At 53.0% G+C, this 25,176-nt stretch carries 22 protein-coding genes and 1 other annotated feature; of the genes, 7 read left to right on the top strand and 15 right to left on the bottom strand.

The window, feature by feature from the left end:
* Window positions 1-92 precede the first annotated feature (92 nt).
* Complete coding sequence (locus MHH28_RS11695) at window positions 93-959, top strand: YitT family protein (RefSeq protein ID WP_405115021.1); 867 nt, start codon at window positions 93-95, stop codon at window positions 957-959.
* A 93-nt stretch (window positions 960-1,052) separates the two neighbouring features.
* Here the strand turns inward: MHH28_RS11695 and MHH28_RS11700 are convergent, their stop codons facing one another.
* The 4 genes from MHH28_RS11700 to MHH28_RS11715 all read right to left on the bottom strand — a co-directional run bounded on the left by MHH28_RS11700 (window position 1,053) and on the right by MHH28_RS11715 (window position 5,514).
* Window positions 1,053-2,306, bottom strand: a complete 1,254-nt coding sequence (locus MHH28_RS11700; RefSeq protein WP_405115024.1) for an aspartate kinase — start codon at window positions 2,304-2,306, stop codon at window positions 1,053-1,055.
* 966 nt (window positions 2,307-3,272) lie between these two features.
* A complete protein-coding gene (gene efp, locus MHH28_RS11705) occupies window positions 3,273-3,830 on the bottom strand; it encodes an elongation factor P (protein WP_405115026.1) in 558 nt (185 codons plus the stop codon).
* Between the two features lie 45 nt (window positions 3,831-3,875).
* Window positions 3,876-4,946, bottom strand: a complete 1,071-nt coding sequence (locus MHH28_RS11710; protein ID WP_405115028.1) for a M24 family metallopeptidase — start codon at window positions 4,944-4,946, stop codon at window positions 3,876-3,878.
* Window positions 4,947-5,022: 76 nt separating this feature from the next.
* Window positions 5,023-5,514, bottom strand: a complete 492-nt coding sequence (locus tag MHH28_RS11715; RefSeq protein WP_405115030.1) for a YqhR family membrane protein — start codon at window positions 5,512-5,514, stop codon at window positions 5,023-5,025.
* Between the two features lie 206 nt (window positions 5,515-5,720).
* Here MHH28_RS11715 and MHH28_RS11720 point away from each other — a divergent pair, with 206 nt between their 5' ends.
* Together MHH28_RS11720 and MHH28_RS11725 are read left to right on the top strand one after the other, a co-directional pair.
* Entirely contained in the window at window positions 5,721-6,674 is a 954-nt protein-coding gene (locus MHH28_RS11720; protein ID WP_405117015.1) for a DUF1385 domain-containing protein, read from the top strand.
* Window positions 6,675-6,681: 7 nt separating this feature from the next.
* A complete protein-coding gene (locus MHH28_RS11725; RefSeq protein WP_405115032.1) occupies window positions 6,682-7,020 on the top strand; it encodes a hypothetical protein in 339 nt (112 codons plus the stop codon).
* 96 nt (window positions 7,021-7,116) lie between these two features.
* Here the strand turns inward: MHH28_RS11725 and MHH28_RS11730 are convergent, their stop codons facing one another.
* The 3 genes from MHH28_RS11730 to mntR form a co-directional block, all read right to left on the bottom strand.
* A complete protein-coding gene (locus tag MHH28_RS11730; protein WP_405115034.1) occupies window positions 7,117-8,067 on the bottom strand; it encodes a patatin-like phospholipase family protein in 951 nt (316 codons plus the stop codon).
* A 64-nt stretch (window positions 8,068-8,131) separates the two neighbouring features.
* Complete coding sequence (locus tag MHH28_RS11735) at window positions 8,132-9,808, bottom strand: family 10 glycosylhydrolase (protein WP_405115036.1); 1,677 nt, start codon at window positions 9,806-9,808, stop codon at window positions 8,132-8,134.
* A gap of 185 nt (window positions 9,809-9,993) precedes the next feature.
* Window positions 9,994-10,419, bottom strand: coding sequence for a transcriptional regulator MntR (gene mntR, locus MHH28_RS11740; protein WP_405115038.1), 426 nt, complete (start codon window positions 10,417-10,419; stop codon window positions 9,994-9,996).
* Window positions 10,420-10,612: 193 nt separating this feature from the next.
* Between mntR and splB the strand changes: the two genes are divergently transcribed.
* Entirely contained in the window at window positions 10,613-11,689 is a 1,077-nt protein-coding gene (gene splB / locus MHH28_RS11745) for a spore photoproduct lyase (protein WP_405117017.1), read from the top strand.
* Window positions 11,690-11,697: 8 nt separating this feature from the next.
* Here the strand turns inward: splB and MHH28_RS11750 are convergent, their stop codons facing one another.
* The 8 genes from MHH28_RS11750 to MHH28_RS11785 all read right to left on the bottom strand — a co-directional run bounded on the left by MHH28_RS11750 (window position 11,698) and on the right by MHH28_RS11785 (window position 21,482).
* The gene (locus MHH28_RS11750) at window positions 11,698-12,411 is read right to left on the bottom strand and encodes a cytochrome c biogenesis CcdA family protein (protein WP_405115041.1); all 714 of its coding nucleotides are present in this window, start codon (window positions 12,409-12,411) and stop codon (window positions 11,698-11,700) included.
* A 94-nt stretch (window positions 12,412-12,505) separates the two neighbouring features.
* Window positions 12,506-13,309, bottom strand: a complete 804-nt coding sequence (locus MHH28_RS11755) for a metal ABC transporter permease (RefSeq protein ID WP_405115043.1) — start codon at window positions 13,307-13,309, stop codon at window positions 12,506-12,508.
* Between the two features lie 624 nt (window positions 13,310-13,933).
* Window positions 13,934-14,683 (bottom strand): metal ABC transporter ATP-binding protein, encoded by a 750-nt coding sequence (locus MHH28_RS11760; RefSeq protein WP_405115045.1) that lies wholly within the window; start codon window positions 14,681-14,683, stop codon window positions 13,934-13,936.
* 33 nt (window positions 14,684-14,716) lie between these two features.
* The gene (locus MHH28_RS11765) at window positions 14,717-15,700 is read right to left on the bottom strand and encodes a metal ABC transporter solute-binding protein, Zn/Mn family (RefSeq protein ID WP_405115047.1); all 984 of its coding nucleotides are present in this window, start codon (window positions 15,698-15,700) and stop codon (window positions 14,717-14,719) included.
* 201 nt (window positions 15,701-15,901) lie between these two features.
* The gene (metG, locus tag MHH28_RS11770; protein WP_405115049.1) at window positions 15,902-17,932 is read right to left on the bottom strand and encodes a methionine--tRNA ligase; all 2,031 of its coding nucleotides are present in this window, start codon (window positions 17,930-17,932) and stop codon (window positions 15,902-15,904) included.
* 58 nt (window positions 17,933-17,990) lie between these two features.
* Window positions 17,991-18,250, bottom strand: a binding site (T-box leader).
* Between the two features lie 38 nt (window positions 18,251-18,288).
* The gene (gene yidD, locus MHH28_RS11775) at window positions 18,289-18,552 is read right to left on the bottom strand and encodes a membrane protein insertion efficiency factor YidD (RefSeq protein WP_405115051.1); all 264 of its coding nucleotides are present in this window, start codon (window positions 18,550-18,552) and stop codon (window positions 18,289-18,291) included.
* Window positions 18,553-18,554: 2 nt separating this feature from the next.
* Complete coding sequence (locus tag MHH28_RS11780; RefSeq protein ID WP_405115053.1) at window positions 18,555-19,016, bottom strand: Fur family transcriptional regulator; 462 nt, start codon at window positions 19,014-19,016, stop codon at window positions 18,555-18,557.
* Window positions 19,017-19,190: 174 nt separating this feature from the next.
* Window positions 19,191-21,482: a stalk domain-containing protein gene (locus MHH28_RS11785; RefSeq protein WP_405115055.1), complete on the bottom strand. Its 2,292-nt coding sequence runs from the start codon at window positions 21,480-21,482 to the stop codon at window positions 19,191-19,193.
* Between the two features lie 354 nt (window positions 21,483-21,836).
* On the opposite strand from MHH28_RS11785, the gene MHH28_RS11790 reads away from it, so the two are divergent.
* The 3 genes from MHH28_RS11790 to MHH28_RS11800 all read left to right on the top strand — a co-directional run bounded on the left by MHH28_RS11790 (window position 21,837) and on the right by MHH28_RS11800 (window position 25,132).
* Window positions 21,837-23,420 (top strand): helix-turn-helix domain-containing protein, encoded by a 1,584-nt coding sequence (locus tag MHH28_RS11790; protein ID WP_405115057.1) that lies wholly within the window; start codon window positions 21,837-21,839, stop codon window positions 23,418-23,420.
* Window positions 23,421-23,511: 91 nt separating this feature from the next.
* Window positions 23,512-24,528, top strand: a complete 1,017-nt coding sequence (locus MHH28_RS11795; RefSeq protein ID WP_405115059.1) for an ABC transporter substrate-binding protein — start codon at window positions 23,512-23,514, stop codon at window positions 24,526-24,528.
* 10 nt (window positions 24,529-24,538) lie between these two features.
* Window positions 24,539-25,132 carry a nitroreductase gene (locus tag MHH28_RS11800; protein ID WP_405115061.1) on the top strand — a complete coding sequence of 198 codons (594 nt, stop codon included), beginning with the start codon at window positions 24,539-24,541 and terminating at the stop codon, window positions 25,130-25,132.
* Window positions 25,133-25,176: the final 44 nt, after the last annotated feature.

Here is a 25,176-nt window from a genome sequence, read left to right on the forward strand (position 1 = left end):
CATAGTGCTGCCCTCTATAAAAAAATATCATCGGTATGATAAAATTATTTTTCCGCATCCAAAGATAACTGACAAAGAAGGGGATCACAATCATGCAGGTTCGTAATTTCGTAGTACCGCTTGTATCAGGAACGAGAGCCAGACAGGTTAAAGAGGTAGCTATTATTATATTTTCAGCCTTCCTGGTAGCGGCCGGACTCCGCCTGTTCCTGATACCGCATCAGCTGCTCAGCGGCGGTGTAGCCGGGACAGCCTCCATCATCGGTTATTTGACCCATCCGAAGTACATCTCGCTGTATTATTTCGCCATCAACCTGCCAATCCTGATCTGGGGCTTCGTTGCCGTGGGGAAAAAGTACATCTGCTATAGCATGCTGTCCGTTCTGTCCACCACCTGGTTTTTGACCGTTATTCCTGTAGTGAAGCTCACCAAGGACCCGATTCTGGCCAGTATCTTCGGCGGGGTGATTATTGCGGGAGGGGTCGGCTTCTCTCTGCGGGCGGGAGGATCTTCCGGGGGCTTCGACATTCTCGGCTCCATCATTACCCGCAAGCGGGATATTCCCATGGGCACGGTGCTGTTCGTCATGGACGGTCTGGTGATCTTAAGTCTCGGCTTCTTCAAAAGCTGGGATTCCGCACTGTACGCGATGCTCTGTATCTTCGTCAAAAGCCGGGTCGTGGACATGATCCACATCCGTCATATCAAGCTGACCTGCTTCATCGTCACGAAGGAGCGCGAGAAAATGCTGAACCGGCTGACCAGTCTGCCGCACGGCATTACCGTGGTGAACGCGGAGGGAGGGTACAGCCATGAAGGCAACACGATGCTGATGACCGTAACCACCCGCTATGAGCTGGCCGATCTGCGCAAGACGATTCTGGAGACCGATCCGAAATCCTTCGTGAACGTACTGGAGACGGTCGAGATTATGGGCCGGTTCCGGCGGCTGAGTTAGGAATATATGATGCAAAAAGAGTGCTGTTCTCCGCTTCTGCGGGGAACAGCACTCTTTTTGCATCTTCTGTAATTATGATCCGATCCGGCAGCCTTAGCGGCGGTCCTGCGGACCTCCGACGAAGGCTTGCTCTTCTGTATCCAGGTTATACGCGGTATGCAGCGCCTGGATGATCTGCTGCAGGTTACCGGATTCGATGACACACGACACCTTGATCTCGGAGGTGCTGACCATCTTGATGCTCACGCCTTCGTTCGAGATGACTTCGAACATCTTGGCGGCAACGCCCGGGTGGCTGACCATTCCGGCGCCGACAATCGACACCTTGATCAGACTGTCCTCAGAAGTCACTTCGCGGTAAGGCAATACGCTGTGCAGACCCTCGATGACCTCTTTGGCCTTCACAAGATCACCGAGCCCCAAGGTGAAGGAGAAGTCGGCGGTCTCATTCTGCACCCCGCTCTGTACGATAATATCGACATCTACACCTTCATCGGCCAGCTTGCCGAATACCTGGGCGAGTACCCCCGGCACATCCGGAACTCCCAGAATACTGATCCGGGCCACATTCTTGTCATAGGCAATTCCGCTTACCACCACACCCTGCTCCATGCTTGCTTCCTCCTTCACAACAGTACCTTCATTATGGTTAAAGCTCGATCTGACGACCAGCTTCACTTGATATCGTTTGGCATATTCCACGGCACGCGGATGCAGCACGGCTGCTCCGAGATTAGCCAACTCCAGCATCTCGTCATAAGAGATTTCATTCAGCTTGCGCGCCTTCTTCACAATACGCGGGTCTGTAGAGTAGATGCCGTCTACATCGGTGTAGATCTCACAGACATCCGCCTTAATCGCTGCGGCCAGCGCAACTGCTGTAGTATCCGAGCCTCCGCGGCCCAGCGTGGTGATCTCACCGTCGAGCGTCATTCCCTGGAAGCCCGCTACAATGACAATCTGCTCGCGCTCCAGCGACTCCAGCACCCGGCGCGGCACAATCTCGCTGATCCGTGCCCGGCCATGGGTCTCATCGGTACGGAACCCGGCCTGCCAGCCTGTATAGGATACGGCATTCCGGCCTATCCCGTGAAGTGCGATGGACAGCAGCGCCACGGAGATCTGCTCGCCCGTAGTCATCAGCATATCCATTTCGCGTGCGGGGGGCTGACCGTTCAGCTGTATAGCCTGATCGATCAGATCATCTGTCGTATCCCCCATAGCGGATACCACCACAACGCAGCGATGCCCTTCGTCCTGCTTGGCTGCGATCCGCCCGGCGACACGCTTCATGCGTTCAATGTCGCCAACGGAGCTTCCCCCGAATTTCATGACATAAAGTGACAAAGTCCCATTCACTCCCTATTTCGCTCTAAAGTAGCTTATATTTTGGTTAATGCTTTAACACAGTATAATACGAAAATCATAACATGCGTTAATGGTTTCACAAAATTAAGTGCCCATTTTTAAGGAACACGGCCTAACCCCGAACCCTCACAGGAGCACTAGTGCACCTCATTCGCTCATCCAGCCCGCTTCAGCCCAATTCAGGTTCACTAGTGCACCTCATTCGCTCATCCGGCCCGCTTTGGCCCAATTTTGGTGCACTAATGCTCCTCATTCGCTCATCCAGCCTACTTTGGCTCCATTCTGGTGCACTAATGCACCTCATTTGCTCATCCAGCCCGCTTCGGCCCAATTCAGGTGCACTAGTGCACCTCATTTGCTAATCCAGCCTACTTCGGCCCAATTCAGGTGCACTAGTGCACCTCATTCGCTCATCCAGCCTACTTCGGCCCAATTCAGGTGCACTAGTGCACCTCATTCGCTCATCCGGCCCGCTTCGGCCCAATTCAGGTGCACTAGTGCACCTCATTCGCTCATCCAGCCTACTTTGGCTCCATTCTGGTGCACTAGTGCACCTCATTCGCTCATCCAGCCTACTTTGGCCCCATTCAGGTGCACTAGTGCTCCTCATTCGCTCATCCAGCCTACTTTGGCTTCATTCTGGTGCACTAGTGCACCTCATTACTCTCCTTCACTCCACATTCCGCCCCACCGGAGACGTCCGTCTGAGGGAATTATCCCTTTCATCCTTTTTATCACCTTTTCCCATCACTTCTTCCCTCTCGGCCAGCCTGCCACACAAGTGGAAACGGCTTTGCCGTCCTTTTGAAGGATGGTACCGTTTCAGCGGGAAATAGAAGGATAATGTATAGCGTGAAACATATAAGTTTTTATATTTGCAAAAAAGACCTCCGCCGCATCAAGCGGGGGAGGCCCTCAAATTACATCCACAGTCCAAAAAGGCTCTTACGCGCGGGAGATGTATTTACCTTCGCGGGTATCGACCAGGAGAACATCTCCTTCATTAATGAACAGCGGAACATGTACCGTATGACCGGTCTCCAGGGTAGCTGCCTTGGTTGCGCCTTGAGCGGTATTGCCCTTCACGCCCGGTTCGGTCTCAGTAACCTTCAGCTCTACGCTGGTCGGCAGGTTGATTCCGAGGATCTCGCCCTGGTAGCTGACGATGTTCACGGTCATGTTCTCTCTAAGGAAGTTAAGCTCCCATTCGAGCTGCTTGGCTGACAATTCGAACTGGTCATACGTCTCGTTGTCCATGAACACATGGTCAGAGCCGCTTGCATACAGGTACTGCACGCCACGGTTCTCGATGATGGCACGGCCGATCGTTTCGCCGGCACGGAAGGTGCGCTCTACCGTGTTGCCGTTACGCAGGTTCTTCAGCTTGGAGCGGACGAAGGCTGCGCCTTTCCCCGGCTTCACGTGCTGGAAATCTAGGACGGTGAAGATGTCCCCTTCTACTTCTACGGTTAGGCCTGTCTTGAAATCGTTAACTGAAATCACAAAAAATCCCTCCTGGAATCCATAAATGAACTGAATAATATTGTCTTACAATACCATATAATCCTTCGATGAATGTGTCAGCAGCGTGATACCGCTCTCGGTAATGACAATATCATCTTCAATCCGTACGCCGCCAAGGCCCGAGAGGTAAATTCCCGGCTCCACGGTGACAACCATCCCCGGCTGGAGCACTTCATCCGCCAGCTTGGACAGCCGCGGCCATTCATGTACTTCCATTCCGAGACCATGGCCTGTGCTGTGGCCGAAGTATTCACCGTACCCGTAACGGGTGATGATATCGCGGGCCAGGGCATCGCATTCACGGCCGGTCATGCCGGGCTTGATATGCGCCAGGGCGTGAAGCTGTGCTTCAAGCACAATATCATAGATCTCCTTCAGCTTGGGGTCCGGTGATCCCAGAGCAATCGTACGGGTCACATCCGAACAGTAACCGTCCAGGAGCGCGCCGAAATCGAAGGTGACGAACTCGTTGTTCCCGATAACCTTGCTGCTCGCCACACCATGCGGCATTGCCGAACGCTCGCCGGAGGCAACGATGGTATCGAACGAAGATGAAGTCGCTCCATGCGTACGCATGTAGAATTCCATTTCCAGATCGACATCGCGTTCCGTCATGCCCGGCTTGATTACATTCAGGATATGGCTGAACGTGGCGTCAGCCAGATCAGCAGCCCGCTGCATCACAGCCAGCTCTTCCTCGTCCTTGAACATGCGCAGGTTCTCAACAGCCTTCGACACCGGTACCATAACCGCCGGCTCAAGAGCCGCCGCATAAGCGGTGTACGCGCTGAAGGTCACATCATCCTGCTCGAAGCCTACCCGGACTTGTCCGCCCTTCGGCAGCAGTTCACGTACGGTATCGATGAATTTCGACTCATGCTGCACTACCTTCAGGCCGTTCACCTGTTCCGAGGCCTGTGTCATATACCGGAAGTCCGTCAGCAGATAACTGTCATCACCGGTAACCAGCACATAACCGGAGGAGCCGGTGAACCCGCTCAGATAGCGGCGGTTATATCCGCTGGTAATTAACATCGCATCCAGTCCCAGTTCCTGCAGAACCTTACGCAGCTTGGAGACGCGCTTGTTGCCCATTTTCATTCTCCTCTCGAAATAGCCACATTGTATTTTACCATAGCGGCAGGCCAACTGAGAAGTTTTTTCGAAGGGCTTAGGCCAGCTTCGTCTGCTGTTCGCGTTTGCGTTCATCTGTATACTCGATTGCCGCTGTATATCCGATGAATAATCCCCAGAGCAGGAAGAGGCAGAATTCGCTGATGACCGTGGTCCACGGCAGCTTAAACGGCGGCTGCATCAGGAATAAGCGCGAGCACGCAAGGAACAGGACCGACCACCACAGCACCCCGTATATCATCCCCGGCCAAGGCCCGCCCAGCTTCCGGAAGATAAACACGTAGATCAGGGAGGACAGTACTGAGAGTACGATGAAGCATAGATATCCGAGCAGATGCCCGGCAGGGGTCAGCAAGAATTCATGCTTGAACAAGGGTTCTGCCAAAAATCCCGGGATGACCTTGGTGAAGTGCAGAACATACATCAGCCAGTGCATTCCTCCCCAGATTAAACCGGCGAAATAACCCAGTTCAATGGAGAAATAAAAAGGATTGGTCTGAACGGTCTTTTGCTTGCTTGAAGAACTCATAGAACTGCCTCTCTTTCGGTATGGGGTGAATCCGGTTTCCACTTCTCTCTCTATAGCTAGTATGTACAGCAAACGGCAATCCAACTAGTAATGTGTTTAAAAATTAGTTACAATGTATTATATAAATCATATCAATATACGGGAAGGTGAATTGGTTGTCCCAGGAAACTCCCAGTTACGGCGGCCAAGCCGTCATCGAAGGCGTCATGTTCGGCGGCAAGCATGTCAACGTAACAGCCGTAAGACGAAAGAATCAGGAGATTACATTTTTGGAGGTGCCGAAGAGCGATAAGAGCTGGGTCCTTAAACTGCGCAAGATTCCGCTGCTTCGCGGCATTGTCAGTATTATAGATTCCAGCGCCAAAGGCTCGAAGCATCTGAACTATTCGGCAGAATCCTATGCCGAGGATGAGACAGAGCCGGAAGAGCTTGCCAAGCGGCAGGCGAACGGCAAGGAGAAGAAGAAGGATGAAGGCTGGAGCCTCGGCATGATCTTCGGCGTTGCTGTAATGGGTATTCTCTCCTTCCTGTTCGGCAAGCTGATTTTCACACTGGTCCCGGTTTTCGTAGAAGATTTTTTGTTCAAGAATGTATTTGACAACTATATTCTGCACAACCTTGTGGAAGGCGGCATTAAGCTGATTCTGCTGCTCGTCTATCTCTGGGCGATCTCGCAGACGCCAGTGATTAAGCGGCTCTTTCAGTATCACGGCGCCGAGCATAAGGTGATCAGCGCCTTCGAAGCCGGTGAAGAGCTGACCGTAGAGAACGTACAGAAGTACAGCCGTCTGCATTACCGCTGCGGAAGCAGCTTCATGATGCTGACGATTATCCTCGGTGTGATTATCTACTCGGTCGTCCCTTGGAACTCCCTGATGGAGCGGGTCCTGCAGCGTATCGTTCTCTTGCCGGTAGTCATCGGAATCTCGTTCGAGGTACTGAAGGGCACCAATGCGGTAAGAGATATTCCCGGCCTTAAGTATCTGGGGTACCCGGGCCTGTGGCTGCAGCTGCTGACTACCAAGGAGCCTAAGGACGATATGGTAGAGGTGTCGATCGCCTCCTTCAACCGGATGCGGGAGCTGGACGCTGCAATAGAAGCAAAAGGATATTCGGAGGCAAGTGTGTCAGGCGGCATTTTGGATCCTGCGAAAGGATGAGTAGCCAATGATCAGACATGCTTTGATATTTTGGATTACGACAGCACTTGCCGTATGGGGCCTGGTGATGGATATTATGGCACGCGGCCTGATGGCCCTGTCCTTCTTCATCCTCCCCCTGATTCTGCTGGGACTGCTGTATTACGCCTACAAGATAGTCCCCGGCAGAATGGGCGGCGGACCCGGACGTCCGCGCACCAAGGTCAAACCGTCTGCCAAGACGATGTCCAAGGTGGCCGGCATCCGCAAGACCACAGGCTCAACCGGCAAGCGCAAAAGCTATCCCTTCCAGGTCATTGAAGGCAGTAAGGGCAAGAATGATGATCAGCTGCCCAAATATCACTGAGTTCAGTGAAACAGAGACACAAAAGGCATCCCGACGTTAGAAGATAACGTGCGGGATGCCTTTTTGTTTCCGCTTGAGACCGGCAGGAAGTAGACTTTACCTCCAGCTGCCGGGCGGAGGTGCCGGACGATAGTTCGCGAAGAAGTCTTCTCCGGCCGCTATGCCCGCCATATACAGCGCATCGGTCTGCGTCTGCGGGATATGAAACTGGGTGGTGGAGATGCCCAGTGTAGGAATTTTGACCGTACGTACGAATTTATCTGTCTCAATATAACGTTCATCATGGGCGGAGAGCATCGTCTCCACCATCGCCTCCAGCATGCTGAACGGCCCCGTGATATGATGCGGCTGCGGAGCCGTCTTCCCGATCAGCTGGTAGCCTATGGTTGGCGTTCTGCGCCCGGGGGACTGGAAGCCGTCCTGCTTCTCATCGAACAGCCAGAGCGGGAAATTACTCAGCACCCCACCGTCCACCATATAGACCAGCTGCCCGCTGAACGGCTTCCCCCTCGCTGCTTCTCCGGCCAGCCGCAGGATCACCGGATCGAAGAAATACGGAATGCTGCAGCTCATCCGCACCGCCTTGGCGACTTCGAAGCTGTCCGGTTCTATCCCGTACAGCACCAGATCGCCCGGCAGCACCACAATCCGCCCGTTGGTGATGTCTGACGTAATTACCCGCAGCTTGCCGCGCGGCAGGTCCCGGAACGTCACTACTCCCTTCTCCAGCAGCAGGCCGCGAATCCACGATTCCAGCGCCTGGCCCGAGTACAGCCCCTTCTTGAGCAGCACGCGCAGGGCCGGTCCAAGGTAGGCTGTGTTGTATAGCGCTCCCCGTTTCAGGAACGCGGTGAACGGCGTATGCCGGATAATCCGGCTCATCGCCTCCCCGCTGTACCCCGCTGCCAGGAGCGAAGCAATAATCGAGCCGGAGGAGGTCCCCGCTACCCTCCCGAAGGTCCGGCCCGCGCGTTCCGTCGCCTCTACGGCACCTGCAAGGGCAATTCCTTTGACGCCTCCGCCTTCAAATACTGCGTTAATCTCCATACATGGCAAACCCCCGTTCCATAGAATGTATTGTTATCTATGAGCACGGGGGACTATTCATGACTTAACTCTTGAAATAGAAGCTGAGCAGGCTGGCCAGCCCGTAAGGATCACGGACGACAATATCATTCGCCCGGAACAGGATACTGCCTCCCACCTCATCGTACTTCTCATTATATTTGAGCTGGTTGATAATCTGATCCCCGCTCTGCCATTCCGCAGTCTGCTTGGTATCCCCCACCTTGTAGGAGGCCAGGCCAATATACAGCTTAACGTTCGTTCCCTTAACCTCGTTCACCCACCAGTCCACCAGCTTGTCGTAACGTGCGGCGCTGAAGGAGAGGCTCCAATAGACCTGCGGGGCAACATAATCGATCCAGCCGCGCTGAATCCAGGTGCGCACATCCGCATACATATCGTCATAGGCTGACACCCCTGCCGTAGTATCGGAGCCGGTGCTGTCTACCTTTTTGTTGCGCCATACGCCGAAAGGGCTGACCCCGTAAGAGACGGATGGCTTGGCTGCATGAATCTCCTGCCCGAGCTGGCGGATGAACTGGTTGATATTATCCCGCCGCCAGTCTCCTTTGCCAGCAATTCCTTGCGCATTGAAGGCCTTGAAGGCCGTATCATCGGCAAAAGCTACATTGGACGGATAGAAATAATCATCCAGATGTACCCCGTCAATATCATACCCTCTGACCACCTCCATCACGGTGTCAATGATATGCTGCCTCGCTTCCGGAATCCCCGGATTTATGTACAGCTTGTTCTCGGCCTTGACGATCCAGTCCGGATGCAGCTTGGCTACATGATTGGGGGCCAGACTGCTGGTAGTAGCATCTGTGGTGGCCCGGAACGGATTGAACCAGGCATGCAGCTGCATCCCCCGGCTGTGGGCACTGCCAACCATATAGGCAAGCGGGTCATAGCCGGGCTCTTTACCCTGCGTACCGCTAAGCACCTTGGACCAGGGCACGATCTGTGAAGGATAGAGCGCGTCACCGGATGGTCTGACCTGCACGAATACACTATTGAATCCGGCCGCCTTCAGCTTGTCCAGCAGGCTGTCGAACTCCTTCTTCTGCTTGTCGGGATTGCCTGCGGACGAGGTGGAAGGCCAGTCCAGGTTATACACAGTGGATACCCAGGCCCCCTTCATGGCCTTCCCGGTCTTAGCGCCAGGAATGGAGGGGACAGTTGGTGCGGGTACCGTAGGTGAAGGTACAGACGGCGAAGGCACACTAGGTACAGGTACTGTCGGCACTGTCGGCGCTACAGGCGTAGAAGGCCCGCCGATCTCTTTCCCTGAATACAAGGAAATATGCTTCGTAGCCTGATCCCAGAGGACCTGTAGCCCGAGCTGCTCACTTACAAACCGCAGCGGGACCATGACCCGGCCCTGCGTAATCTGCACAGAGGTATCCAGACGGACGGAAGCCCCGTTAACGATGGCGCTTGTCTTGCCGCTGGTCAGTTGAATGACATTATTATCCTTGGTGATGGTTGCTGTCTTACTGGCCTGCTCCCATTTCACACCGGCACCCAGTCCCTGGCTGATCACACCGGCCGGCACCATCGTAACGTTGGTACGTGTAATATACGGCGGCACATCCGGGCTCAGCGTTTCCCCATCGAGTTCAATCGTGATTTGCACAGAAGCTGCACGCGCACTTGTCGTCCACACGGGCAGACATAGCATTAACACGAGCAGTCCAGCGATCCATTTACGGTAATTCATAATTCCTCCCAGGTGTTGAAGTTATGTGTATATATAAAAAATGGCCCTCTCAACCTTAAGTAAGGGAGAAGGCCGCTCTTTGGTGTAAACGGAGTCCCTCCTTCCTTGTAGTGAAAAAGGAACGGTACCCGTTTTGACGTAAAAAAACTGGAAAGGTTGCGCTAATCAAACAAAAAAAGCCACGTTTATGAATCGCTGGCCATCTCAAGGTGAATATCGTACAAGGTCTGCACACGCGCTTCATCCCGGCGGAAATACTCCACCAGCGTTTCAATCCGGGTGATGGAATCCCAGCTCAAGTGATGCTCAATGCCTTCAACATCCTTATAAATATGCTCTTGCTGTACCCCAATGATCCCGAGGAACTCCTCCAGCAGCTGATGGCGGTCCACCAGACGTTTCCCCACTTTTTTTCCTTTGCTTGTTAGGACAAGCCCACGATATTTCTCATAGATGAGATATTCGTCCTTATCCAGTTTTTGGATCATCTTGGTCACAGAGGAGGGATGGACTTCCAGCCCTTCGGCAATATCCGAGACCCGCGCATAACCCTTCTCGTCGATGAGCTTATATATGCGCTCCAAATAATCCTCCATGCTGGGTGTTGGCATTCTAGCTTACCTCTTTTCTATAATGAGCGTAACGGTGGGACCGGGCCTTGCTCTAACAATGATACATGGTTCTGCCGCTCCTTGGCAAGTCCTGCCGGTCAGCCGCTTCCCTGCTTAGTGATGTTTACCATGATTCCATTCGCCTGCGGATTGGCACAATAACGGTATCCTCATCCCTAAGGAGCGTGAAATGATGACCTTAATTACACCCGAACACCCTCCTGCCAAAAGAACGCGAAAGCTCACCGGCCTGTTCATTCCCGAGCTTGTATTCTTTGAGCCTGAAGCACTCAATTACCCCAAGGGCGAGCGGATTATGGAATGGGTGAAGTCCCGCAACATCCCTTACCGCATGACAACTTCGCATAACCGAATCACCAATCTGCCTGGCGAGACGGAGGTCGAGCAATACAAAATCGCCAAAAGAACGCTGGTGGTCGGCTTGCGTAAAACACTCACCTTTGACCAGTCGAAGCCGTCCGCCGATTATGCGATTCCGATTGCCACCGGCTGTATGGGCCACTGCCATTATTGTTACCTGCAGACTACGCTTGGAGCGAAGCCTTACATCCGCGTCTATGTCAATACCGGAGACATCATCGATGCGGCCAAAAAATATATCACGGAGCGTTCGCCGGAGATCACGACGTTCGAAGCGGCTTGTACCTCAGATCCGCTCGGCCTTGAGCATATTACCGGCTCGCTGACAGAACTGATTGAATTCATCGCGGAGGAGCCGCTCGGGCGGCTGCGTTTTGTAACCAAATACCAGCATGTCGAGCCGCTGCTCGGATTGAAGCATAACGGCCATACCCGGGTACGCTTCAGCGTTAACGCCGACTACGTGATCAAGAACTTCGAGCCTGCCACCTCACGGTTCGAGGAACGGATAGAGGCCGCCGGACAGATCGCCCGTGCCGGGTATCCGCTGGGCTTCATCATTGCCCCTATTATCTGGCATGACGGCTGGGAAGCGGGCTATGCGGAGCTGCTGGAGAAGCTGGCGGCTGCACTGCCCCCGGGAATCGGCACAGGACTGACTTTTGAGATGATCCAGCACCGCTTCACCAAGACGGCCAAGACCGTCATCGAGAAGCGTTATCCGAAGTCGAAGCTGGAGATGGACATCGAGAAGCGCAAGAAGAAATGGGGCAAATGGGGACAGAACAAATATGTCTACCCCGATGAACAGCAAACCGCCCTGCGCGAATTCATCACAGAGCGGATTTTTGAACATTTTCCAGAAGCAGCTATTGATTATTTCACCTAAGTCCCCGCCTAGAAAATCAGCCAGCTCGGCGTGATGCCCTGCAGCCAGATCGTAATGCGGAACATCTGGTCGGTGAACAGCAGGATGCCCATGAATACCATCAGCCCGCCGCCCAGCTTCATCAGCAGATTGGAGTATTTCAGGATCTTCCGCGCTCCGCCCAGGAAAAAGGCCAGTCCGAAGAACGGCAGCGCAAAGCCGATACTATACGCCGTAATCATCGTAAACCACGTTCCCGGATCACTGGCCGACAGTGCAATAATAGCGGTTAGAATCGGTCCGATGCAGGGCGACCAGCCGGCCGAGAACCCGATGCCGAAGATGAAGGAGCCGAGGTACCCCGCGGGCTTCCATCTCAGCTCCATCTTGCGTTCGCGCAGCAGGAACTGCGGCTGGAACACACCCAGCAGGAAAAGTCCCATAACAATGATTAAGATGGCTGACAATTGGCGGATCAGATCCCGCTGGCCGTTGAAGAATTCGCCGAACAGTCCGGCGCCAAAGCCAAGGGTATAGAACACTGCCGAGAAGCCTAAAATGAACGCCAGCGTATGCGAGAGGGTCCGGAGACGGACCTCTTTGCTGTTGCTTCCACTCTTCAGCTCCTGCACCGATAAGCCGGTAATATAAGATAGATACGAAGGATAGAGCGGCAAGCAACACGGCGATATGAATGACGCTACTCCGGCGGCAAAAGCGATTCCTGCATTTAGGTTGGACACGGGCGCATCTCCTTCCATATTCGGGTCACTTCATATAGCAGTAGTTCAGTTATGTAGTTGGTGCCGTTGGAGCAGCCGGTTAGCACCTTGTCCGTTAGGCCGGCAGCCCCTTTTTACCGATCAGGGTTAAGGTCAGCAGTGCAATCAGCAGCAGGACGATCGTCGCTCCCGGAGCCAGGTTCCATACCCCTGCGATGACAAGCCCGCCAATGACGGCAATCTCGGCAATCGCCACGGACAGAATGACCGAAGACTTGAAGCTGCGCGACAGCAGCAGGCTGATGGCCACCGGAATCGTCAGCAGCGCAGACACCAGCAGCGAGCCGACAATCTTGATCGCCGTACTGATCACCAGGGCCGTTAACACTGTAATCAGCATATTGAGCAGCTTCACCGGAAGTCCGCTGACACTGGCTGCATCCTCCTCGAAGCTGAGCAGGAAGAATTCTTTGAAGAATAAGGTTACGACCACCACCACCGCAATGGTTACAATGCCGACCACGACAAGGTCCGTCGTATTCAGCGTATAGATGCTGCCGAACAAATAGCTCATTACATCTGCATTATACCCTTTGCCCAGGGTGAAAAAAAGTGAGGCCAGCGCTACACCGCCCGACATGATGATCGCAATCGACAGCTCGGCGTAGCTTTTGTAAGCCTTGCGCAGCTTCTCAATGGCAAACGAGGCCACGACCGCAAAGATCAGCCCCGCGCCAAGCGGGTAAAAGCCGGTTAGGAAGCCCAGCGCTACCCCGGCAATCGTAACATGCGCCAGCGTATCTCCGATCATGGACAGGCGGCGCAGCACCAGAAAAACGCCGATCAGCGGCGCCGTAATCCCAATCATCAGCCCGCCGGCCAGCGCCCGCTGGAAAAAATCACTAAACAGGATTTCCAAGATGATGTCTCCTACCTTTCAAATATAAACCTACTTTCGATCCCTCCCAAACCCTCCCTTCCCGAAGGGAGGGCCCCAAGGGCTCTGCCCTCTGGACACCCGTCAAGTGCAATTGGCGTGGGAGGTCCGACTTGCGGCGCTTAGGAACGTTGGGCGGAAGGATCGCTTTGCCTCCCTGCGGGATACGCTTCACAGCAGACGGGATCTACATACGTTACAAGATTAAGATCAAAAGACTAAGATCAAAAGATTAAGGTCAAAAGATTAAATGATCGTCCTATGTTGTACAATCGACGATCCGAAAACTGACTAGGTCGTCCTATGTTGTACAATGGACGATCCAACTGATGAGATCCTGACAACATCTCAGCCTCCGATTGCAGAACGTACAACAGAATCTTAACTTTTGAGCGGTTAATCGGGTTCTATTGTATTTCGTACAATGGATATTGGCAGAAGGGCTGGAAAAAGGCCCATTTCAAAGAATCTAATGTACAAACTGCAACAGAACAGCAAAAAGGGCAGAAATTCGGGCAATCTACTGTACAAAATACAATAGGCTGCAGTTCTAGCATACCGTTTAATGATCAGAGTAACTATTCTCTTATCAGCCAATGTCAACGATCAGGACAATGTGTGCTGCAGATTATCGACGGCGCAGTCCTGGGCATCATGCGAGTGGCGGCAGTAGAAGTTGATTTTGCCGTTCTTCTGGACCGGCTCGCTGCCGAGGTAATTCTTCATCATGTCGATATCATGTGAGACCATCAGGAAGGTCATATGATGATGGGCATGCATATGCATGATGAGCTCGAAGAATCCGGCCTGGGTCTCGGCGTCGATACCGACGGTAGGCTCATCCAGAATCAGCAGATCCGGGTGGTTGATCAGTGCGCGGGCCAGGAAGACACGCTGCTGCTGGCCGCCGGACAGCTGGCCGACTCTTTTCTCGGCAATGTCCTGAATCCGCATCACTTCCAGCGCATCCTCACACTGCCGGTGCTGGGCCTTCGAGACCCGCCGGATCAGGTTCTTATTGTTGTACAGGCCGGACAGTACAACCTCACGGACGGTTGCCGGGAACAGCGGGTTGAACGCATTCTTCTGCGGCACATAGCCGATCCGCTCCCAGTCCTTGAATTTCCGCACCGGCTGGCCGAACAATTTAATCTCCCCGCTGGTGGCAGGCAGAAGGCCGACAATCATCTTGAGCAGGGTGGTCTTGCCCGCACCGTTTGAGCCAAGGATGCCGAGGAAATCACGTTCTTTTACCGTATAATTCAAATTCGAGATGACCTTCTGTTCACCATAGGAAAAGGACAAATCCTGTATTTCGATCATATGCTGATGGCAGTCCAGGGATACCGGTTGCATGTGAAGTACCGCCTTTCACTTATACTTTCCTTATTATTGTAAGGCCAGAATGAGATTTTGCAAATTTTTCTCCATTAAGGTGAAATAGTTGTCCCCGTTCTTCTGCTGGGCCTCGGTCAGCCCTTCTACCGGATTCAGCACCATTGTGGACACACCCGTCTCACCTGCCAGTGTCTTGGCCAGCTTATCGGATACAAGCTCCTCGAAGAAAATATAACGGATGCCCTCTGCCTTAACCAGCGCCGCCAGCTTCACCAGATCCTGCCCGCGCGGCTCAGCGTCCGGCGACAGCCCCATAATGGCATGTTGGGACAGGCCGTAGTCCCGCGCCAGATAGGAGAACGCCTGATGAGATACAACAATCTCCTTGCCGGGCAGCTTGCCCAGCTCTTCGGTGAACTTCAGATCCAGCGCGCTCAGGCGCTCCGCAAGCTTCTGATAACGCTCTTCATAACCTGCGGTATGCGCAGGATCAACTGCCTGAAGACTATCCTTGATATTCTTGGCCATCACAAGCGCCGACTTCGGGCTTACCCAGGTATGCGGGTCGGTATGCAGGCTGTCTCCGTGCCCGTCTGCTTCCGCTTCTTCCCCTTCATGCTCATGGCCGTGATCATGCCCGTCGTCTTCGTCGGTTGTAATCAGCTTCACCCCTTGACTAACCTCCACAGCCTTGGTCTTGCTGTCACCATCCAGGCTCTTGAGGAAATTAGGGACCCAGCCCTCCAGCCCCGCTCCGTTATACAGGAACAGCTGCGCCTTGGAGGTACTTATGATATCCTGGCTGCGCGGTGTCCAGTCATGCGGCTCTACCCCTACAGGAAGCAGGTTGATGACGTTGGCATCTTCGCCGCCGATTTCTGCAGTGAATTCATATATGGGATAAAAAGTAGTAATCACGTTGACTTTTCCTTGGGCGATGCTTCCGCTGCTCTTCGGCCCGCATGCGGCCAGCGCAATCGTAAGCAGCAAGGCAGCGGCGAGCAGCAGCCCTTTTCGTAAGCTCTTAGTTAACATTTCTCTATCGACCCCTTAAATCGTAAAATTTACTATCAGAATTATAATAGTAATCGTTACGATAAGTCAACTCTGATCTATCATCGCGGGTCTGCAAGCGGCTCTGAGCCCAGCCGCCCTAATGCAAGGCGCAGCAATCCCCGCTGCCTGTGGCTTGCGGGGATTGCTGCGTCTGTCATTATGCGGATACGCTTCGCATCCTTATTTCACAATCGCTCCGTTTGGCATGCTGTCCGGCACGGTTGCAATGGTCAGCTGCTCGCCCTTGGAGGCGGCCAGGATCATGCCCTGGGACAGCTCACCGCGCAGCTTCACCGGCTTCAGGTTCACAATGCAGATCACCTTGCGGCCCACCAGCTCCTCCGGTGTGTAGAACTTCGCAATGCCGGATACCACCTGGCGCTGCTCGTATCCAAGGTCCAGCTGCAGCTTCAGCAGCTTATCCGCCTTCTTCACCGGCTCGCAGGCGATGACCTGGGCTACGCGCAGCTCTGCCTTGGCGAAATCGTCGATGCCGATTTCTTCCTTATGCTCCTCTTCCTCCGGATCGGCAGCAGCCGATTCCGGGGCCACAGCAGCCGCCGCTGCAGGCGCTGCCTCCGCAGCGGCCGGCTTCCCGGCTCCCATCGCTTCGGCGATGTACGCAACCTCCTGCGCCACATCCAGTCGCGGAAAGATCGGGTCGCCCTTCACCAGCCGGGTACCCGCCGGGATCAGGCCGAAGGATCTGCCGCTCTCCCACGTAGTCAGCTCGCCCGGCTGAATGCCCAGCTGCTCCCAGATCTTCGCCGGAGCGCCGGTCAGGAACGGCTGGAGCAGAATGGACGCGGTGCGCAGTCCCTCTACCAGATGCCGCATCACCGAAGCCAGCTCAGCGCTGCGGCTCTCGTCCTTAGCGAGCACCCACGGCTGGGTCTCGTCAATGTACTTGTTCGTCCGGCTGATCAGCGCGCCGATCGCGGTCAGGGCTACGGAGAATTCCATCTTCTCCATCGCCTCTTCCACTTTGGCGTAAGTGTTCTGCACTACCGCCTCGAGCTCGCCGTCAAATGCGGTGACTTGCCCGGTGTATGCCGGAAGCTCCCCGCCGAAGTACTTCTCCACCATTGCGCCGGTCCGGTTCAGCAGGTTGCCAAGGTCATTGGCCAGATCATAGTTGATCCGGTCCACGAAGCTCTCCGGCGTGAAGGTGCCGTCCGAGCCAAAAGGAACCTCGCGCAGCAGATAATAACGCAGGGCATCGAGGCCATAGCGGTCAATCAGCGTCACCGGATCAACCACATTGCCCTTGGATTTGGACATCTTGCCATCCTTCATCAGCAGCCAGCCGTGCGCGAATACCTTCTTCGGCAACGGTTCGCCGAGCGCCATCAGAATGATCGGCCAGTAAATCGTATGGAAGCGGACGATTTCCTTCCCGACGATGTGCACATCCGCTGGCCAGTACTTCTCATACAGGCTGCGGTCCTCCGAGCCATAGCCGAGAGCCGTGATGTAGTTGGTAAGCGCATCGATCCACACGTACACTACATGCTTCTCGTCCCCTTTTACCTTAACGCCCCAGTCAAAAGTCGTACGGGATACGGCAAGATCCTCCAGACCCGGCTTGATGAAGTTGTTGATCATCTCATTCTTGCGGGATTCCGGCAGGATAAACTCCGGGTTCTCCTCATAGAACTTCAGCAGACGGTCAGCATATTTGCTCATGCGGAAGAAGTAGCTCTCCTCCTTGACCAGCTCCACCGGATGTCCGCTGTCGGGACTTTTCCCTCCGGTAATCTTGCCGTCAGCATCACGTTCAATATCCACGAGCTGAGTCTCGGTGTAGAAGGTCTCATCCGAAATACAGTACCAGCCTTCGTATTCCCCTTTGTAGATATCGCCCTGCTTCAGCAGGCGGTCAAAAATATCAGCAACCACCTTCTTGTGGCGCTCCTCCGTGGTGCGGATGAAGTCATCGTTCGAAATGTCCAGCTTCTTCCACAGATCCTTAATACCGACTACAATCCCGTCCACGAACTCCTGCGGGGTCTTCCCGGCCTTCCCGGCCTTCTCTTCAATCTTCTGCCCGTGCTCGTCCGTCCCCGTCAGATAGCGCACCTCATAGCCGCGCAGCCGCTTGTACCGGGCCATCGCGTCACCGGCTACCGTGGAATACGCATGCCCGATATGCAGCTTGTCACTCGGATAATAGATTGGTGTTGTCAGATAAAAGGTTTTTTGCTCGCTCATTGCTTCATCATCCCTTCGTTATCCCTAATCAATTCTACGCAAAAAACTCCCGCCCCGATTATGGGGCGAGAGTAAACTCACGCGATACCACCCAACATTCCCCGGCTCCTCACAGAGCGCAGGCTTCGTCAGTTCCTTAATGGAACTGTCCATTAACGCTGGAACACGCCGTGCCCTTACGCAGGACCCGGCTTCAGGTCTCCCGCTCGAACACAGTTCCTCCCGGACCATATTCAATCTGGCATCCCATACCGGCTTCCAGCAGCTCCGGCTCTCTGTAATGGTGTCCACATTTACTTATCCGTTCCTCGGAATATCACTTATTAATCAAAATATACCCATCCCGGCTGTCCATGTCAAGTCGTATGCAGCGGCTTGTCTCCGGAGGGATGCTCTTCGCGCGGCGGCACCGGGTCGAGACCACCCGGATGGAAGGGATGGCAGCGGGCAATCCGCCTGGCAGCCAGCCACGAACCCTTCAGCGCCCCATGGACCTCTATGGCTTCCAGCGCGTACGCCGAACAAGTCGGGTAGAACCGGCAGGTGGCGGGCTTGAGCGGTGAAATGAACTTGCGGTAGACCCGGATAGGGGCCTGTACCGTTCTTCGTAGGGTAGCCATATTCAGCGCCCCTCTTTGCTGCGGGCGGCCCCGGCCGGCTCTTCTTCTCTTCCCTGCTCACAATCCTTACAGTAGCCGAACACCTCGAATTTATGCTTGACTACCCGGAACTGATCCGGCGGATCGGTCAGATTCATCGGGCAGAACTGAATCGGGTAAGTCTTCATACATTGAAGACAAATCATATGATGATGGTGGTGGTCCTGACTGCAGCTTGCCTTGAATTTGACGCCTTCTTCAAACACAATCTGCTCCAGTACCCCAAGCTCCTCCATAACGCGCAGGTTACGGTACACGGTATCGAAGCTCAGTCCGCTATACTTGCGGCCCATATGCTCATATACATCCTTCGCAGATAAATATCCCGTGTTCTCGCCGAATAATCTGGCAAGCGTCTTGCGCTGATCGGTGATTCGCAGCCCCTGCCCCGACATGGCTTCCAGGATTTGATCTGTCGACAGCATTCGCTCATCTCCCATAACATAGGTCGTTTATGTTGCACTCTCTTTATAATGCCCCAAAAGCATTGCCCCGTCAATAAAAGCGCCTGTTGCCTGCCCGCATCCATGAACTTCCGGCAGAATACAAAACGGCAGCCGCCCCATCAGGAGCGCTGCCGTTTTGTATTGTAGAAGAAATTATTTTTTCGCCGGAAGCGGCGTGAAGACAAAGTTCACGGGCAGGTTACTGCCGGAGGCGACGGAGAACACAATCTCCACACGCCCTTCATACTCTCCGGTACGGTAGACTACAGCGTTCGTATCTGATGTTTTTCCTATCGTCCCCTTATTTGGAAGGTTCACCATTGTACCGTTCACGATCAACGGCCCCAGATAAGGACCCCCGCGCGGGTTGAAGGTAATCAGCGTGTTTGCTGCAACACGGTCCAGTACGATTTTGTACAGTACCCCGAAGTTACCGGCGTTAGAAACATACGTTCCATTCATTGGGTCAATGCCGTCCAGGTTTTTGTCCATTTTATTGTCGCCCAGAAGCAGCTTGCTTTGCGTGACACCCACCAGATCAGTCACGTTCATGATGCGGGTAGAATCGGGGAATGTTCCCCGGGTATGCACACCGTCAATGTCAAGAACCGGCAGATAAGGCAGCTCGGCGACAGGATCTTTGCTCTGCTCTACCATAACTACGTTATACTGAACCGGCAGATCACTGAACAGGTCTGCGCTCAGCGACATTACGTCTTTGGGCTTCATGGCGACTTTGTTCAGGTCTGTCATAATCGGAAGACTTTGCCCGGGCTGCAGGATAATTTGCGATTGGGCCAAGCCGGTAACCATGGAATTGAAGTATTTCTCCATCGATACTTTTCCAGTATATTCAGGTGAGGTCACCGGTCCGGCAATCCCTAGATATTGGATGTTAATAGTTGTCGGATACAGATTATTATTCGTTGCAATCACATAGAGCTTCTGTCTGGTAGCCATATTGTTCATATGATGCACCAGGAAGCGCGTATTGCCCACTGAATTCTCCCGGTACAGTACACCTTCCGTCTGAACGGTCTCCGGGCTGTTGCTGCGGATCAGGGTGTAGCCTTCGGAAGACAGTGTATACGGCAGGTTAGGGAGCGCCGGGATCATCCCGCCGTCCATACTGATGACATCCCCCGGAATGGTGAACAGCTTCGTTACTTCATCCTGTGTATACAGTTGTTCATTGGTGATCGTAATCATCTTCTCAAAAGTACTGCTAAGACCGCGCTTGTCCGTAACCGTCAGTTGAATGGACAGCGGTCCCGGGGTGAAATACGCCAGGGAACGATTGTTCCAGGTAGCAGTCAGCTCTTCATTATCAGGATCATAGCTGGTATCGGTCAGGATTACCGGCTCCCCCATTTTGTATTCGTCCTTGTCTGTAGTGAACTGAGCAACTGGCGGCTGGTTAGGCTGCAGTACCTGGATCGTTACAGAGTAAGGATCACTCCACAGGTTATTGGCATCACGCACGGAATAAGTAACGGTATAGAATCCCGGCTGATCGTAGACATCCATCTTATTGCCGCTCCACAGCTCCTCAACAATAGGAGCACCGTTCGGCGAAGAACTGTAAGTTACATAATTCACAGTAGTCTCACCGGCGTAGATTTCCTTCGGCTGAACCGTAAAGGAAGCTGTCGGCTTCGTATTCAGCGTAAGAATAACCCGCTTCTGAACATTGTCAACGGTGTAAGGAATTTTGAGTGCAGAGGTTATAGAGGTTAACGGTATCATGAAGGTGCCTTTGAACTGGTAAGCAGGACCCTTCATGGTAACCTTGGTACCATCGACTGTGTATATCTTGCTGTCTGTCTTGAACCGCATAATGCTGGTGCCCTTGGTTACAATAACTTCTTTGGTTTTGGCGTCATACGTGAAGGCAACGCCGACCATTTCCACCATTGCACGGATGGATACGTACGAGACGCCGTTCTTGACTGCCATCGGCTGATTGGCGGTGTAAGGCGTACCATTCTTGAACATCTTGTTGCTGTTCATCATCAGAATAAGCTGACCGCCCCCTGCAGCAGAGGTAGTCATGCTTGGGGTTACAGGCGTGTCCGTTAACGGAGTAGCCGTAGGCACAGCGGCATCGGTTGGAACTGTGCCATCCACTGGAGCAGCTGTAGCTCCCGGAACCTCAGTTGCGGCCGGATCCGGTGTTGCCGTTACTGCCGGAACACCTTGCACGGGCGTTGCTGTTGGAACTGGTGTTGGAGTAGGTAGTACTGTGCCTGCCGGCGGCTCTGTCACCAGCGGCGGCAGCGGATCTGTTGACTCAGGCTGAAGCGGTGTTACCTCAGTGCCTACCGCTGCGGCCACATTCCCGGTTGTTGTAGTCTGTGTGCTGACAGGCGCTGCAAAAGCCGGAACGGCTGCCACAGATTGCGACACAGCCAATACTGCCACTAAAAACATTTTTTTGAAATTCATTGTACGACTCCTTCTGCTCCCAATAGTAGTGTATAAGGCAGTATCTTCATTGCTTTCTCTCCACCTTATATTCCCCGCAAAAACGCAACCGCCCTTCGCAGGACGGCAGTATATTTTGCCACATTCATTTTACAAAACATAGTATTAGACGCAAGGAACAACGAAAAGTTTCATTCTGTGTAAAGAAAGATCTATATTAATCCAATTCTCTCCATTTTCAAGGGGGTGACCCACCGATTCTATATTCGACTGAATGCACTTAGCACATTTTCGCTTGCGATAAGTAATGGGCCTGCTGTCACCAGGAGAGTATAATAGTAGCAGACTTCATGTGAAAGGAGTATTTAAGCTGAAATGAATCCAACTGATGGGTTATACAAACTTATCGACGTCCACTGTGTTAATCCGGCTGGATCTGAATCTGAAATACATAAGTCAGACAGCCATACCCTCCTCATAGGAATGAAAGGCAGTGGCGAAGTTGAAGCTAAAGGCTATTGCTCTGAATTTGGTTCTTGCGATGTAATGCTGCTGCTCCCTGATACACCGTGGCGCTTGTTAGTGAAGGAGAAGAAATCTCTGGAATACTGCTGTTTCACCTTTGATGTGTATACTGTGGACGGACAGCATACGCTTCAGCGCGGAGAGCTGGAGGCCGATATTTTCCCGCCTGCCCATTGGTCTGATGCGTTAGCTAAGACTGACCTGATCTGCTCTTGCTGGCAGGGCAGCAGCTGGGAAAGAATGGAGTCATCTATCCGTTTTCAGGAATTGCTGCTTCATTTATGGAGACCAGACAGTTCGGAGACTAAGCATCGCACTCCCTCAACTGGAATGATTGACCAGTCCAAAGCCTATATAGACAGCCATTTCGGGCAGCCCATGACCAGAGAGAAGCTTGCCGAAATGACAGGAATGAGCGTCGCCCATTATTCCCGGCTGTTCAAAAAACAGGTGGGCCGGAGCCCGATGGAATATCTGAATTCTGTCCGCATTCGTCATGCGGGTGATCTGCTGCTCCGCTCTGAAATGACACTCCGTGACACAGCGCACCGTGTCGGCTATCAGGATGAGTTCTATTTCAGCCGCAAATTCAAATCAGCCATTGGGATTTCACCATCTGTATATGTTAAAAAACACCGTATATCCACTCGTATTGCCTCCATGGCCCATCCCTACACCTCTCATTTGCTGGCGCTGGGTTTAACGCCTTATGCGGCGTTGATTAACAATTCTCACGGATCTGCCTATAGCTTGAATAACATTATCAGCTTGGGGCATGATCAGCCCGACCTCGACAGACTGGCAAATGCCCGGCCGGAGCTGATTATCAGCTTCGAACATTCAGATTATGCGGAACCGGACAAAGCAGGCTTGTTCCCCCATATTGCCCCAACGTGTACCGTGCCATTTGAAGGGGATTGGCGGGAGCATCTCCGGATAATTGCGAGAGCGGTGAACCGTCAGGAGATCGCCCGGCAGTGGCTTGAGGCGTACGAAGAGCTGGCTGAGCGTCTTCGGCTCAGTGTCAGAGAAAAGCTGGGGGACGGAAAAGTTGCTGTCGCGCAATATGAGAGCGGGTGCTTCCGGCTGTTCGGCAACCGTAACTTGGGTACCGTACTATATAAAGATCTGCAGCTTGAGAGACCCCGGCAACTACTGAATGTAGAGCATTCCATTCTTCTTACTCCAGATCAGCTTTCGGAATGCAGCATTGACCATCTGATTCTATTTACATCGGGTAACTCCGCACAACGTGATTTGATCCACCGTTCGCTAGCTTCACAAGAAGCATGGAGAGAGTTAAATGCCGTACGAAAAGGAAACGTCTACGAGGCCGCTGATTCAAGTCTCTATTCCTGTTACACCTCGCTGGCCCACGATTTATTTCTGCGCCGTTCAAGCGATTTGCTCCTGAGCCATATGTCCAGGCGATGAGCATTTTTGTCCATGGTACCTACCAATGCCACTCCTTATAATTAATTTATGATAATGATTATCAAAATCAATTACGAAAGGTGTGTGGCTTGTGTTGCCTTATACCCGAAAGTTCAATCACAAATTTAGCCGTGGAGTCATCGGCCTGCTTGGAGTAATAATGCTGGGGCTAATCGTTGGATGCAGCAACAGCGGGAATAATAGAAGTTCGGCGGTTTCCGGTTCCCCTTCTCCAGTACCTGCCAAGACGGCTGAAAATACGGATACCCGTATCATCTCAACCATTAAGGGAGATATAGAAATTCCGGCACATCCGAAAAAGGTTGCGGGCATGCTTTATGTTTTTGCTGACCATTTGCTGGCACTTGGAATTGAACCTCATGCAATGGTTACATACAACGATCTGGGATTCCCTCAGTACCTGTCAGACCGGATGAAGGATACTATCGTTATTGGCTCAGGAGAAGCACCTAACTTGGAAGCACTGCTCGAAGCGGATCCGGATCTCATTCTTGCTTCTAAGACACTAAATGAAGCGAACTATGAGCAACTGTCAAGGATTGCGCCAACGATACTTTTCGACAATGAAAATGAAGATGATTGGGCCAGATTCCGGCAAACGGCAGAAATCTTCGGAAAAGAAGCTGAGGCTGATCAGGTCCACGCCGATTATGAATCAAAGATAGCTGCGCTAAGGAACAAATTGGCTGCCACTGCTGCCACTGAGACTGTCGCCTATATGCGGATACAGGACAAGCAATTGCAGCTGATTCAACCGGGAGATAATTTTACGCTCTTTGGCCCTCTGGGACTAACCCCCGCTTCCACAGAAGGTATAGATTTCAAGGACTCATGGAATGTAGCCATCTCCGAAGAAGTACTTCCCGAGCTGAATCCTGACCGTATGTTCATCATTCTTCGCCCAGGCGACAGTAATCAGACGGCTCTGGATAATATTATGAGCACTTCAATCTGGGCCAACCTTACAGCTGTCAAGAACAAGCATGTGTATATCGGTGATGCAAATCTGTGGTTTGCCGGCTATGGCCCAATCGGACTAAGCAAGGTTATCGACGAAATCTCGAATGCCTACCTGCCGGAATCGTGAGGGACGAGCCATGAATCCTACTCCTGACAGCCTGCTCATACGAACGATACGCGACAGAAGAACCATACAGGAATTTAATGGAATGCCCATTGCCCGGAGTACACTGCTCAACTTGCTGGACAATGCGGTATGGGCACCTTTTCACTCCAAAAAAGAGCCTTGGCGATTCATCCTGTTCACAGGTGAGGGCCGGACAATATTTGCTGACGCTATTCTGAAGACACGCCCGGAAGCATTCGTTCAACAATTCGGTGCACAGATACATGATACGTATTGCAGGCGGATTCCGGTCCACCTCATCGTGATAATGCACAGCGCTCTTCCTCCAAAAGCCTGGGAGGAGGCCCTGGCAGCAACTGCCGCTCTGATTCAGAACATTCAGCTGCTGGCCTGGGAACAAGGAATCGGCGTGGTATGGAAGACCACTGCTTTTAATGAAGATTCTTCATTTCGGGCAGCAGCAGGTGTAACTCCTAACGAGAAAATCGTTGGCACCTTGCATATGGGATATTTTGATCCCCAAGACAAGCCTGCCCCAAAACCGCGTACTGCTGCTGCAGACTTGCTGACAGTTATAGAAGGCAAAAATCCGGATAATTGTTGACAAGAGATCGTGGTCGGATCCTGCTTAAAAACAGAGGGCTGTCC

This window comes from Paenibacillus sp. FSL K6-1217 (assembly GCF_045040735.1).
Taxonomy (GTDB): domain Bacteria; phylum Bacillota; class Bacilli; order Paenibacillales; family Paenibacillaceae; genus Paenibacillus_AQ.